The 12,490-nt window shown below is 46.7% G+C and carries 12 protein-coding genes; all 12 read right to left on the reverse strand.

The features are described 5' to 3' along the window. Positions 1-47: 47 nt before the first annotated feature. The 12 genes from HMPREF9624_RS08595 to HMPREF9624_RS08650 all read right to left on the reverse strand — a co-directional run bounded on the left by HMPREF9624_RS08595 (position 48) and on the right by HMPREF9624_RS08650 (position 12,381). Positions 48-542 carry a MarR family transcriptional regulator gene (locus HMPREF9624_RS08595; RefSeq protein WP_009537417.1) on the reverse strand — a complete coding sequence of 165 codons (495 nt, stop codon included), beginning with the start codon at positions 540-542 and terminating at the stop codon, positions 48-50. A gap of 266 nt (positions 543-808) precedes the next feature. After that, on the reverse strand, positions 809-1,237 hold the full coding sequence (fabZ, locus tag HMPREF9624_RS08600; RefSeq protein ID WP_009537418.1) for a 3-hydroxyacyl-ACP dehydratase FabZ: 429 nt from the start codon (positions 1,235-1,237) through the stop codon (positions 809-811). A 248-nt stretch (positions 1,238-1,485) separates the two neighbouring features. After that, positions 1,486-2,715 (reverse strand): beta-ketoacyl-ACP synthase II, encoded by a 1,230-nt coding sequence (gene fabF, locus HMPREF9624_RS08605; RefSeq protein WP_009537419.1) that lies wholly within the window; start codon positions 2,713-2,715, stop codon positions 1,486-1,488. 15 nt (positions 2,716-2,730) lie between these two features. Further along, the gene (gene fabG, locus HMPREF9624_RS08610; RefSeq protein ID WP_009537420.1) at positions 2,731-3,501 is read right to left on the reverse strand and encodes a 3-oxoacyl-[acyl-carrier-protein] reductase; all 771 of its coding nucleotides are present in this window, start codon (positions 3,499-3,501) and stop codon (positions 2,731-2,733) included. Positions 3,502-3,532: 31 nt separating this feature from the next. Further along, the gene (gene fabD / locus HMPREF9624_RS08615; RefSeq protein ID WP_009537421.1) at positions 3,533-4,471 is read right to left on the reverse strand and encodes an ACP S-malonyltransferase; all 939 of its coding nucleotides are present in this window, start codon (positions 4,469-4,471) and stop codon (positions 3,533-3,535) included. 330 nt (positions 4,472-4,801) lie between these two features. Next, entirely contained in the window at positions 4,802-5,710 is a 909-nt protein-coding gene (locus tag HMPREF9624_RS08620; protein ID WP_009537422.1) for a nitronate monooxygenase, read from the reverse strand. 65 nt (positions 5,711-5,775) lie between these two features. Beyond that, complete coding sequence (locus HMPREF9624_RS08625; RefSeq protein ID WP_009537423.1) at positions 5,776-6,813, reverse strand: 3-oxoacyl-ACP synthase III family protein; 1,038 nt, start codon at positions 6,811-6,813, stop codon at positions 5,776-5,778. Positions 6,814-6,911: 98 nt separating this feature from the next. Further along, positions 6,912-7,724, reverse strand: coding sequence for an acetyl-CoA carboxylase carboxyltransferase subunit alpha (locus HMPREF9624_RS08630; RefSeq protein ID WP_009537424.1), 813 nt, complete (start codon positions 7,722-7,724; stop codon positions 6,912-6,914). A gap of 55 nt (positions 7,725-7,779) precedes the next feature. Next, positions 7,780-8,652 (reverse strand): acetyl-CoA carboxylase, carboxyltransferase subunit beta, encoded by an 873-nt coding sequence (gene accD / locus HMPREF9624_RS08635; RefSeq protein ID WP_009429479.1) that lies wholly within the window; start codon positions 8,650-8,652, stop codon positions 7,780-7,782. A gap of 55 nt (positions 8,653-8,707) precedes the next feature. After that, entirely contained in the window at positions 8,708-8,938 is a 231-nt protein-coding gene (locus HMPREF9624_RS08640; RefSeq protein ID WP_009429899.1) for an acyl carrier protein, read from the reverse strand. Between the two features lie 221 nt (positions 8,939-9,159). Further along, positions 9,160-10,764 carry a Na+/H+ antiporter NhaC family protein gene (locus HMPREF9624_RS08645; protein WP_009537425.1) on the reverse strand — a complete coding sequence of 535 codons (1,605 nt, stop codon included), beginning with the start codon at positions 10,762-10,764 and terminating at the stop codon, positions 9,160-9,162. Positions 10,765-10,917: 153 nt separating this feature from the next. After that, a complete protein-coding gene (locus HMPREF9624_RS08650; protein WP_009537426.1) occupies positions 10,918-12,381 on the reverse strand; it encodes a hypothetical protein in 1,464 nt (487 codons plus the stop codon). Between the last annotated feature and the right edge of the window lie 109 nt (positions 12,382-12,490).

Genomic DNA, 12,490 nt, shown 5'->3' on the forward strand with positions numbered 1-12,490 from the left:
AAATAAGGGAAGAATCTACTTTCTACTATATTTAAGAGAGAAGAGGCTTATTCCTCTTGCATACCGATGCTGACATGATTTTCAGCACCCTCTTTGGTAAACTTCATGACATTTAACTCGGGCATGAGCTCTGTTGTGATAATTCTCACCATTTCTTCCAGCTTGTCCATTTCTTCCGGAGTGAAACGTTTCTTACAACGTTCCTCCACCTTCTTCACATAACGATAGGATACATTATAATACTCCCAAAACTTTCTGGTCGGGCGAAGGTGGAACTCGCGATGATCGTTTTCATCCTGAATCTTTTCAATGTAGCCTTTTTGTACCAAGGCATTGACCTTGTACGCCGCATTCGGTGCAGAAATGCCCATCATAATGGCAAATTCCTGTACTGTCGGTTCACCGAGAGCCTTGATGCACTCTACGCTGTAGCTTTCCACAGTCGTAAGGCTTGCCTCTCTCTTTTCAAACTTGGCGAAGACCTGCATGTAGAAATAAATTCTAAATTTGTTATACAGATCCTGAATCGCATCTCTTAACATAACCGTCTCTCTTCTCGAAATAAAAATTCGTCTCCTTGCTTTTTCTTAAAATGGAAAAAGCGGAATAATGTTGCTGTTAAATTTTAACAGAAATGTTTTGGGATTCCAAGAGAGAATTTACACTTTTTATATAAATTTTTATGAAATATTTCAGCTTTATCGTTTTTTAGTCCTTTTTCATCGTCAATTTTGTATAGTACAATTTTATTTTTTTGATAAAAAATTTTAAAAGATTCAGCTTATTGAACTTTATACATTTTCCCTAATTACTGAATCGCAAAGCTGAGTTCCGCCTTCACCGCGATTTTTCCGTTTATCTTCGCTTCCGCTTCTCCAATCCCGACCGGTCCCTTCCTATTGGTCAGGCGGCAGCTTAACTCGAGGACATCTCCCGGCCGAACCGGAGTCTTAAACTTACAATTTTTAATTCCTCCAAACAGCGCAATCTTTCCTTTATATTCCGGAAGAGAAAGAAGGGCGATTGCCCCGGTCTGCGCCAGGGCTTCCACAATGAGAACACCCGGCATAACCTTATACTTAGGAAAATGCCCCTGAAAGAACGGCTCATTCGCCGTAACGCATTTCTTTGCTACAGCATACTCCCCGGGGTTATAGTCCTCCACGCTGTCAATCAGCAAAAACGGATAACGGTGCGGGATAATTGCTTCGATTTCTTCTATATTCAACTTTGGCATAGTATATCCTTTCTTAAGTACTTCTACGGGAAACGCCCCCTAACCCTTACGGCAAAAGACGCTCTCGCTCGGTTCCGACGTAACGGTACTAAGCTTCAAACTTCGCAAAAGCTCGTTTTCAGCAAGTACCGACGTCTCCAAACGCTTTTGCCCGTAAGGGTATAGAGGGTCGTTTCCTCTTATTCATAACGAGTATCGTGCACAAAGTGTGCGATATCTCGTTTACTCCTTTAGTAAAGTTTCCTTTGCTATTTCTTAAACACTAAACACGCGTTATGTCCGCCAAATCCAAGGGAGTTAGACATGGTATAGCGAAGCTCTTTTTCCCGCCCCTTATTCGGCACATAGTCCAGATCCAGCTCTTCGTCCTTTACCTGATAGTTCATCGTTCCCGGAATAAAACCGTCACGAAGGGCAAGGACGGAGAAAATGGCTTCCACTGCTCCTGCTGCACCAAGCAAGTGCCCCGTCATGGACTTTGTGGAAGAAATAGGAACGGAATAGGCTCTTTCCTTAAAGACATGCTTTACCGCCGCTGTCTCTCCAAGGTCATTTAAATGCGTAGAAGTACCGTGCGCATTGATGTAATCAATCTCGGCAGCTGTTACGCCTGCATCTTTTAACGCAAGCTCCATGCAGGCTGCCGCACCCTCTCCTCCGGGGGCCGGAGAAGTGATGTGGTAAGCATCGCAATTTGCTCCGTATCCTACAATCTCGGCATAAATCTTAGCCCCTCTCTTTAAGGCATGCTCTCTTTCCTCTAAGATGAGGATTCCCGCTCCCTCTCCCATGACAAAACCGGAGCGCTCCTTATCGAAGGGAATCGATGCGCGGCTTACTTCCGTCGCCGGAGAAAGAGCCTTCATCGTTGCAAATCCTCCGATTCCGAGCTCGGAAATGGCCGCCTCTGTTCCTCCGCAAAGCATGGCAGTCTCATAGCCGTCCCGGATACGATGAAAGGCATCGCCTACCGCATTTGATCCGCCTGCACAGGCTGTCACCGGACAGATACAAAGTCCTTTTAACTTGTGTCGAATGGCAATCTCTCCGGCCGCCATATTGGAAATGGACATCGGAATAAAGAAGGGACTTACTCTTTCAAAGCCTTTCTGCTCACCCTTGGTATGCTCTTCCTCTATAGTCTTTAATCCGCCGATTCCGCTGGAAACAATCACGCCCATTTCCTCCGGAGGAAGGCTTCCGGAGATTCCGCTGTCCAGCATCGCCTCTTCCGCAGCAATCATGGCAAACTGTGTGAAACGCGCCATATGCTTTAATTCTCTTTTATCAAAGACCGTCTCCGGATGAAATTCCTTCACTTCTCCGGCAAGGTGTACAGAAAATGCACTGCTGTCAAAGGCGGTGATTTCTCCGATACCGACCTTCCCCTCGCGAATCCCTTTCCAGCTCTCTTCTACCGTATTTCCGGTGGGGTTCACCGTTCCCAAACCCGTCACTACCACTCGTCTCTTTTCCATTTTCACTCCTATACGCTACATTCCCATACCGCCGTCAACCAGAAGGCTTTCGCCCGTAATATAGGAAGACTCTCTCCTGGCAAAAAAGGCAACTGCATTGGCTACGTCTTCCCCAAAGCCGAATTTTTTCATCGGAATGGAAGAAAGAAGCGCTTCCTTCACCGCATCCGGTAGAACCTCCGTCATTTTGGTATCAATAAAGCCGGGGCAAACGACATTAACCGTAATGTTTCTTCCGGCAAGCTCCTTCGCGAGAGACTTGGAAAAACCGATCAGCCCTGCCTTGGATGCCGCATAGTTGCACTGTCCGCTATTTCCATGTAAACCCACCACACTGGAAATCTGTACAATTCTTCCATAACGCTTTTTAATCATATATTTGGACACCGCTTTGGAGAAAAGGAAGGCACTCCGCAGATTGCTCTCCATTACGTTGTCAAAATCTTCCATCGTCATTTTCAAAAGAAGCTGATCCCTCGTCACTCCCGCATTGTTCACCAAGACTTCTATAGAAAAAAAATGAGCTAATGCTTTTTCTACAAGGGCATTGACTTCCTCTTCCTTTCGGATATCCGCAGAAAGAAGAAGTAATTCCGTTTCCGGATGCTTGGCTTTGATTTCCTTTTCAAGCTCCTCCACCGCCTCTTTGTTCTTTCCGTAATGCAGAACAAGATTATAGCCTTCCTCCGCCATCTTTAAGGCAATCGCGGAACCGATTCCGCCGCTTGCGCCGGTAATTAAACAAGTTTCTCTTTCCACAATCCTTCCCTTTCTCTGTTTTTCCAAAGGCAAAGTCCCAAAATGCCAATCCGCCCTTTTACTCCACTGTGGACAAGAATGCCTCCACATCTTCTTTGGTTTCCAAGGAAACGACTCTATAGTCTTCGATTCCCTCTTCCTTTGCGACTTTTTTCAGGAATCCGGATACCGTCTTCCCCGGTCCGATTTCAATAAAGTCTCTTACGCCGAGTTCCAACAAACGCTTAAGGCTTTCTTCCATTCTTACGGGCTTTGCCACCTGTTCCTTTAAAAGCTCCGGAATCGAAGGGTCTCCTTCTTTTCTTTCTCTTCCCAGAACATTGTGAAGCACTGTACATTTCGGCTCCTGCCATTCGATATTTTGAAAATACTCTGCGAGTGCTTCTCCTGCACTCTCCATAAACGGCGTATGAAAGGGGCCGGAAACCTTTAAGGGAATCGCTTTCTTGGCTCCATTCTCCAGGGCGAGCTTGGAAGCATGCTCCACTGCAGACTTTTCTCCCCCGATAACAATCTGTCCCGGGCAGTTTAAATTACAAAGGTAAACCTCTCCCCCTGCGGAATGCACGATTTTTTCCAATTCCTCCTCGGAAAGTCCGAGAATGGCCGCCATGGAGGACTCAATGCCTTTCGACGCTTCTTCCATCTTCCTTCCGCGATATGCCACAAGCTCTACTGCAGTTTTTGCGGAAAATACGCCTGCGGCTTCCAGTGCGGAATACTCTCCGAGAGAAAGCCCCAAACAGTAGTCGGGAAGAATTCCCTTTTCCCGTAAGAGCGCCGTCATCCCTGTGGCAAAAGCAACCAGTGCCGGCTGGGTGAAGCGCGTTTCATTCAGCTTCTCCTCCGGGTCAATAAAAGAAAGCTGCTTCAAATCAAAGTCCAGCTCCGCCTCATCATAAGCTTTTCGAAAGGCAGGGAAGGCCTCATATAAGTCCTTTCCCATTCCCTTTACCTGTGCGCCCTGTCCGGCGTATAAGAATGCCCGTTTGCTCATCGTTTTCCCTTTCCTCTTATGGAGCTAGCCTAGATTTATTCCAATCTCGCCTACCCTATGTTTCTCCTATTCTCTTACTTTGTTTAGACTTCTATTCTCTCTGCTGTTTTCTTTACGATTTCCAATGCTTTTCTCTTATCCTGTTACTTTGATTTTTGAATCATTCTTTAGTTGTAGCGTCCTATGCCTCTCTGAAAAAGCGTGTGAAGACGCCGGTACTTGCAGAAAACGAGCCTAAGCGAAGTTTGATGCTTAGTATCCGCTGCGTCGAGGTCGAGCGAGAGCGCCTTTTGAAGAGAGGCGTAGGACCCTGCAACGAAGGTTCAAAAATCAATCTACAATATCGGAGCAGATATCGGCCAGAATCTCTGCAACCGTCCGGATTCTCTCCACCTGTCCGCAGGTCTGTCCTGCCATAAGGGAGCCGGTTTTTGTATCTCCTTCAAAGACTGCTCTTCTGAGGGACCCCAGTGTAAACTTTTCGAGTTCCATCTTTTCCGCTCCGGCCTTCTCCTGCCGGAGGTACTCTCTACTCATCTGGTTCTTCAAGATTCGAACCGGTACACCGGCAATTCGTCCGGTCACCACCGTATCCGATCCCCTTGCTTTCAGAATTGCTTCCTTGTAGTTTTCATGAATCGGACACTCTTTCGCAGCAAGCAGTGCCGTTCCGATTTGCGCCCCTGCCGCACCGAGTGCAAAAACCGCCTTAAGCTGCCTCTTATCCGCAACGCCTCCTGCTGCAATTACGGGAATCTGAACACTGTCTACCGTCTGCGGCACCAGGCACATGGTCGTCATTTCCCCGACATGGCCTCCGGACTCACAGCCCTCCGCAATCACGGCATCCGCTCCCTGCTTTTCCAGCCTTTCGGCAAGGATCGGTGCGGCGACAACCGGCATCACCTTGCACCCGGCACTCTTCAGTGCCTCCATGTAAATTCCCGGATTTCCCGCGCCGGTTGTGACTACCGGCACCTTTTCCTCTATACAGATTTGAACCATCTTGTCCGTTTCCGGATTCATCAGCATCAGGTTTACACCAAAGGGCTTATCGGTTCTCTCCCGCAAAATCCGAATTTCTTTTCTGAGTTCTTCCGCCTCGCGGATTCCTCCGGTGCCGATGAGTCCTAAAGCCCCCGCCTCGGAGCAGGCTGCCGCAAAACTTCCTGTCGCAATATTGGCCATTCCTCCCTGGATAATGGGATAACGAATCCCCAGCATCTCGTCTAATCGCATATCAAGCCCTTTCTTTGTGTATTCCCTACTTTGCTTCCGGCTTATTGTTTTTCTTCTTCTCTTCTTTACTTCTTCTCCGTATTTTTCCCGTAAACAATTTCTACCGCACCGAAGGTCAGTCCGGCACCAAAGCCGATTAGGAGAAGCTTCTCTCCTGTCTTTAAAAGCCCCTGCTCTTCCATGTCTTTTAAAGCAATGGGAATGGAAGCACCGGAAGTATTCCCGTAAAGCTCCATATCTTCAAAAAATTGTCCGGGCTCCGCCTTCAGATGGCGCACTACATTCCGGATAATGCGGGAATTTGCCTGATGACACACTACATGATCTATCTCCTCTAAGCGCTCTCCGGTTTTTTTCAAAATTCCCTCTATGCATTTCGGGATAATGTCTATCGCAAAGAGAAATACGGACTTTCCATCCATCATGAGATGATCTATTTTCTCATGCTTTCCTTCCGTTGCGCCCTGGCCGAGCTTCTCCGGATTTTCCGTTCCGTCCTCATAAAAGCCGTCAAAAGCTCCGGTGTAACAAGCCGGTGCCACGATGGAGAAGTCTCCTCGAGAACCCAGGAAGGAAGCATAGTCCGTCTCGCTTTCCTCCACCACGGCGGCACCCGCCCCGTCTCCGAAGAGCACGGAGGTCGTACGGTCCTCCATTTTCAAAAGGCGGGAAAGCTGTTCCGTTCCAACTACCAATGCTCTTTTTTTCCGGGAGAACGCCAGGAGTCCTCTTACCACTTCCAGTCCGTAAACAAAACCGCTGCAAGCCGCATTGATATCCAAAGCAATACAATCCTCCGCTGTCGCAAGTTCTTTTGCAAGAATAGCCGCCATACTCGGAGAACTGAAATCCGGTGACATGGATGCCACGAGAATTACCCCTAAGTCCGAGGCAGGTACGCCTGCCTCTTCCAATGCCTTCTTTCCGGCCTCTATTGCAAGCGTTCCCGCACTTTCCTCTTTCTCGCAAAATCGACGCTCATGGATACCCGTCCTGCTGAAAATCCATTCATCGCTGGTCTCCATGATTTTTGCCAAATCATCATTATGGACCCGCTTTCCGGGAAGTGCCGATCCCAGCCCGATTATTTTTAATCCCTGCATCTTTCCGTGTTTCTCCTCACTCTATCCGTTTCTCTACCGAACTTGCCATAACAAGAAATGCAAGCTTTTATTCAATACGCATTCCCTATAAAGATAGCTTAGATATTTCTGTATTTCTTAAGTCTATCCTCACGAATCTGTTCCGGACTCATGGATTCATAAGCGGAAAGAATCTTTTCCAGCGCCTTCTCCACCTCTTTATATAAGGCAACCGGGTTCTCCTGTGCTCCTCCGGGTACTTCCGGAATAATCTCGTCACAGACTCCCGCTTCCTTTAAATCCTCTGCCGTGAGCTTCATAACCTTTGCCGCTTCTCCTGCCCTGGTGCTGTCTTTCCAGAGAATGGTCGCAAACCCCTCGGGGCTTAAAACGGAGTAAATCGCATTTTCCAGCATGAGAATTTTATTGGCTACTCCGATTGCCAGTGCACCGCCGGAATTTCCTTCTCCGCTGACTATGCTGATAACCGGCACATGAAGACTGCTCATAAAGGCAAGATTCTTTGCAATCGCCTCTCCCTGACCGTGTTCCTCCGCTTCCAGTCCGGGATAGGCTCCGGGAGTATCAATAAAAGTAATGATAGGGCGATGAAATTTTTCCGCCTGCTCCATCAGTCTCTTTGCCTTTCGATACCCTTCCGGACAGGGCATCCCGAAGTTGCAAGCGATGTTTTCTTCCATCCCCCTGCCTTTTTTGTGTCCCAGAACCGTCACCGGCCTTCCGTGAAAGCGGGCGATGCCGCCAAAGATGGAGCGGTCCTCATCATAAAGATGATCTCCTTTTTGCTCGAAGAAATCCGTGAAAACATTTTCCACGAAGTCTTCTATATGCGGTCTATTCGGATGGCGTGCCAAAAGAACCCTTTCTCCCGGCTCCAAGTCTCTAGTCTTATCCACTAATTCCTGACTCATTTTCTTCCTTTCTGCTTGCAAAAGGAGGGATTCCCCTCCGTAATGCCGTCCTTCTCTATTTCTGATGAAGAGAGAGAATCTGAATCAAGCTGTCTCTCATATTCTTTCGTTCTACAATGGCATCAATAAAGCCGTGTTGCTCCAGATACTCACTTCTTTGGAAGCCCTTCGGAAGCTTGCGATTGATGGTCTGTTCAATGACTCTCGGTCCCGCAAAACCGATGAGTGCCCCCGGCTCCGCAAGCGTAATATCCCCTAAAGTGGCAAAACTTGCCGTAACACCGCCTGTTGTCGGGTGTGTCAGAAAACTGATGAAGAGTCCTCCATGCTCCGAGAATAGCTCGATTGCGGCCGATGTCTTGGCCATCTGCATGAGACTGAAAATCCCCTCCTGCATTCTTGCTCCGCCGGAAGCGGAAAAAATAATAAGGGGACAATGCTCTCTGTCTGCAGTCTCTATTCCTCTTGTAATCTTCTCCCCTACCGCCTGAGACATGGACCCCATAAGAAATCGACTGTCCATTACAAGCGTAACCACGGGAATTCCCCCGATTTGTCCCTTGGAAGAGACCACCGCCTCTTTTAAACCGGTCTTTTTTTCCAGGTCCTTTACCTTCTCCCGATATTCCGGAAAGTCCAGGGGATCTTTTACCTCGATTTCTTTATCCAACTCTTGAAAAGTTCCGGCATCATAAAGAAGATTCAAGCGATAGTAAGCCCCTATGGGTCCATAGGTGCCACAGTGCGGGCAAACAAAGGCATGTTCCTCCCAGCGTACACGAAGTGCTCTTCTCCCGCACTTTTTACAAGCAATGAAGGCAGAAGGAATCTTAATGGGCGCAGTACTTCCCACTCTGTCGGAAAGCGCTTTTTGCTTTAAGTCCCTATCCTTCACCATATCCACTAAAGTTTTAATCGGTGATTGCATATTTCCTCCTGCAGTCCTTGCTAAAAACAATTGAAAAGACCCCGGTCTACTCTTTTTATTTCTTTAAACCGTTAATGTAATCCAAAATATCCTTTACGGTGTGAAGCTTCCCGATCTCGCCGTCCGGAATGGTTTCGGAAAGTTCATCCTCCAAAGCCATATGCAGCTCTACCAAAGAAAGAGAATCAATTTCCAGATCCTTCTCCATATCCGCATCCAAGGTGACTTTGTCCTCATCACATGCCAGGGTATCCACAATAATTTCTTTCAATCTCTCAAATTCCATTTTCATTCTCCTTCCCTTTGCTTCCTTTTTTTGCTTGAATATATAAATAATTTTAACTATTCGCAAGAAACTATACTTTTTCTTGTAAAAAAAAGCAATAAAAAATTTTTTTAAGATAAATAGTTTAAAAAACGCCTCAAGTAGTTTTCAAAACTACTTGAGGCGTTTCCTCCAAAAATATTGCTGTATATTTTCGTTCCTGCCTTTTCCCGGCATTGATTTCAGGCTTTCTGTCTCCGTTTAATTTCCATCAGAATCACAAAGAGCAGAATCGTCGCCACACAAAGCGGTAGCCAGGGGCTTTTCAGAAAACCGGCAAGAATATAGGCAAAAACGGAAACCGACGCTACCAAAAGAGCGTAAGGGAGCTGTGTACCGACATGATTTAAATGGACGCACTGTGCTCCGGCAGAAGACATAATTGTGGTATCCGAAATCGGAGAGCAGTGGTCTCCACAAACCGCTCCCGCCATACAGGCGGACATGGCCAAAATCATCATGCTGTAATCCGTCTTCTGAAAAACACCGACAACAATCGGAATCAGGATTCCGAAAGTTCCCCAAGATGTCCCCGTAGCAAAGGAAAGCCCAACCGCAATCAAGAATACAAAGGCCGGCAGTAAAGAGAGCATGGCTCCCGCACTCCCTTGCACCAGACCTGCCACAAATTCTCTCGCTCCAAGACTGTCCGTCATAGCCTTCAGACTCCAGGCAAAGGTTAAAATCAAGATAGCCGGTACCATTTGCTTAAAGCCTTCCGGTAAACACTCCATGGCGGCTTGGAAAGAAATAGACTGCCTCAGGAGATAGAACAGCAAAGTAAGAAGCAGCGCCGTAAAAGAGCCGAAAACCAATCCCGTCGGCGCATCGGACTGAGAAAAGGCTGTCACAAAATCCGTTCCCGAGAAAAATCCTCCGGAATAAATCATTCCGATTACGCAGAAAATCACAAGACTTACCACGGGAAAAAGCATATCCATGATTTTCCCTTCCGCATACTCATTTTCTTCCCTTTCTCCATAGGGGCGCTCTTCCGTAGTAAACAAATCCCCTTTTTCCATCGCATTTTTTTCATGGATTGCCATAGGACCGAAATCCACCTTGAGGGCAATCAGGAAAATCATCATGCAAATAGACAGAAGGGCATAAAAATTATAGGGAATGGTCTCCACAAAAAGTTTCATGCCGTTTTCCCCCTCCACAAAGCCGGAAACCGCAGCCGCCCAAGAGGAAATGGGCGCAATAATACAAACGGGTGCAGCCGTGGTATCAATCAAATAAGCAAGCTTCGCTCTGCTGACCCGCGCCTCATCCGACACCGGGAGCATAACGGAACCCACGGTCAGGCAGTTAAAGTAATCGTCGATAAAAATGAGACAACCCAAAACCATAGTAGCAAACATGGAGGCTCTTCTCGTCTTAATATGTGTTCTGGCCCAATTTCCAAAGGCACGTGAACCTCCGGTCTTATTCATCAGTTGAACCATCATCCCCAAAATCACAAGAAAACAAAGTATTCCCACATTTCCGGTATCGGAAAGGACCTTGAATATTCCCTCTTTAAAGATGTGGTTTATACTTTGCTCAGGGTTGTATCCGCTAAACAGCAGAGCGCCGCTTAATATGCCCAGAAAAAGCGAGCTGTACACTTCCTTCGTCACAAGAGCCAGGGCTATGGCGATGAGCGGAGGGAACAAAGACCAAATGCTCTGTTGCACCGTATCTTTGGTTGTAAAAAAATATGCCGCAAAAAGGAAAAGCAGAACCAGGCCCAAAGTAAATATACGCAATAGGCTTCTTATCTGTTTTTGTATCTTCTTTGTCATCTTCACTACTCTTTTCTGTTGTATAGTCATTCCGAAATTTCACTATACTTTACAAAAAATAGCAATTTTTGACAAGTGTCGGCAAAAGAAATCAAAAATCCACACAGTAAGAGAATCCCCCCACACGCGAGAGAATCAAAAAATGTCCATGAATTAAAACCCGAAATTATCGTAAACAGAATGCGGAGAAAGAACTTCCTGGATTACCGTTTGGATTTCTTCAATGTTTTCCTCCGGGAAATATTCCTTTCCGTTTTCCACACTTTCCATCTGTTCCTGCATATCCATTCCCATTTTCTCATAAGAAAGAATGAATTCCTTCAGACTGCTGAAAGAATCAATGACTGAGCGATTTCGATTCTTCTGCAGAAGCTTCTGCAGGGCTCGCAGGTATTTTCCTTCCAACATAACCTGCGCGGCTTCTGCACGAATTTCCCTCTCATCCTTTCCGAGCGGAGCCACATACCAGTTTCCCTCTTTGGTCCATCCGTACCGGATGACCAATTTTCCGGTTACATCTTTATAATATTGAAAACTGCCGCTTTCATCCTTAATGAGGAAGCCATCCTCCGCCTGCTTAAAAAGATTCAGGAGTAAGGTCCGATCCACGACAGGTACGCGGAAAAGTCCGATTTCTTCTCCGTCAATAAAGCCTCTTTGCTTTGCCTTGCTGATAATTTCTTTCACAGCCGATTCGGGAATACGATAAGCGGCATCTTCCAGAGCAAGATCTTCCACGGTTTTCCGAATAAATTCCTCACTCTTTCCCTTTTTCGCCCCGAGTTCCCACATGGCCTTCGCATGCCCTTCCGCCTGCGCATCAATCATTTCTTCACGAATATTGAAAATATGGTGCGTAAGAAGTGCCGCTTTCTTTACCACCGAAGATACGTCTTCATTGCGCAGTTCAATCGCATAACGCGGTTTTTCCCCCTCTCGAACGCCAATTCCGATAGAGCAAACGTTCGGCGTATCCTTCAAGCTTTCCTGTATCTGCGGATCATCCCAGGTAATCCGCTTCTTGTCACGATTTTCCAAGAGAATAAAATGCACATTGCCGTACTGTCTGTATTCCTGCTTTAAAATACGATAGGCCGTATCGGTTGCAAGAGAATACACTGCGGCATACACATTGACTCGCGGATTCTTTTCCAGATAGGAGCGGAACTGCAATACATTTTCCCGTGCCTCTCCGGAAGCCAATTCTCTACTGAGCTTATCGGCGTCAATCGGCACTGTGGGACGTCTTCTCATATAGACAAAAAGCTCATATTTGCTTTCCGGAATGCGAATGCTTTCTTTCCCGGCCAAATAGGCATTGCTGATATCCTTTTTCACTTCAGCCATCATATCCGTCAACTCTTTTCGAGCATCCGCATTCTGGGCATAGGGACAGGACATCAGACTTTTAATCTCCTCATGTCGCTCATTGAGCTGAATCAGACGAATTTGCCCCTGTTCCTTTTCCTGCACTATGCTCAGGCTTTCTTCGGCAGTAACCGTGGCAATCTTCTCTCCCTTCGCATTTAAAACGCGAATCGGCTTTAAAATCACACCTTCTTCATTCCTGATTTCTTCCTCTTCAGAAGATCCAAATAGCATTCCCATTAGTGACATAAGCCATCCCTCTCTCATTCCCTAATTCAAAACAAATGCCGCTTATCTGTCGGCATTCGATTTATCTCAAATCGCAAGTACACCTTATCTAAGGATAATTTCGACAAAG

Origin of the sequence: Oribacterium asaccharolyticum ACB7 (genome assembly GCF_000238075.1) — a bacterium.
Classification (GTDB): Bacteria; Bacillota; Clostridia; order Lachnospirales; family Lachnospiraceae; genus Oribacterium; species Oribacterium asaccharolyticum.

Bases quoted from the DNA above. Each gene is read 5' to 3' on its own strand.
- HMPREF9624_RS08595 (WP_009537417.1), bottom strand. From the start codon at position 542: ATGTTAAGAGATGCGATTCAGGATCTGTATAACAAATTTAGAATTTAT.
- fabZ (WP_009537418.1), bottom strand. From the start codon at position 1,237: ATGCCAAAGTTGAATATAGAAGAAATCGAAGCAATTATCCCGCACCGT.
- fabF (WP_009537419.1), bottom strand. From the start codon at position 2,715: ATGGAAAAGAGACGAGTGGTAGTGACGGGTTTGGGAACGGTGAACCCC.
- fabD (WP_009537421.1), bottom strand. From the start codon at position 4,471: ATGAGCAAACGGGCATTCTTATACGCCGGACAGGGCGCACAGGTAAAG.
- HMPREF9624_RS08620 (WP_009537422.1), bottom strand. From the start codon at position 5,710: ATGCGATTAGACGAGATGCTGGGGATTCGTTATCCCATTATCCAGGGA.
- HMPREF9624_RS08625 (WP_009537423.1), bottom strand. From the start codon at position 6,813: ATGCAGGGATTAAAAATAATCGGGCTGGGATCGGCACTTCCCGGAAAG.
- HMPREF9624_RS08630 (WP_009537424.1), bottom strand. From the start codon at position 7,724: ATGAGTCAGGAATTAGTGGATAAGACTAGAGACTTGGAGCCGGGAGAA.
- accD (WP_009429479.1), bottom strand. From the start codon at position 8,652: ATGCAATCACCGATTAAAACTTTAGTGGATATGGTGAAGGATAGGGAC.
- HMPREF9624_RS08640 (WP_009429899.1), bottom strand. From the start codon at position 8,938: ATGGAATTTGAGAGATTGAAAGAAATTATTGTGGATACCCTGGCATGT.
- HMPREF9624_RS08645 (WP_009537425.1), bottom strand. From the start codon at position 10,764: ATGACAAAGAAGATACAAAAACAGATAAGAAGCCTATTGCGTATATTT.
- HMPREF9624_RS08650 (WP_009537426.1), bottom strand. From the start codon at position 12,381: ATGTCACTAATGGGAATGCTATTTGGATCTTCTGAAGAGGAAGAAATC.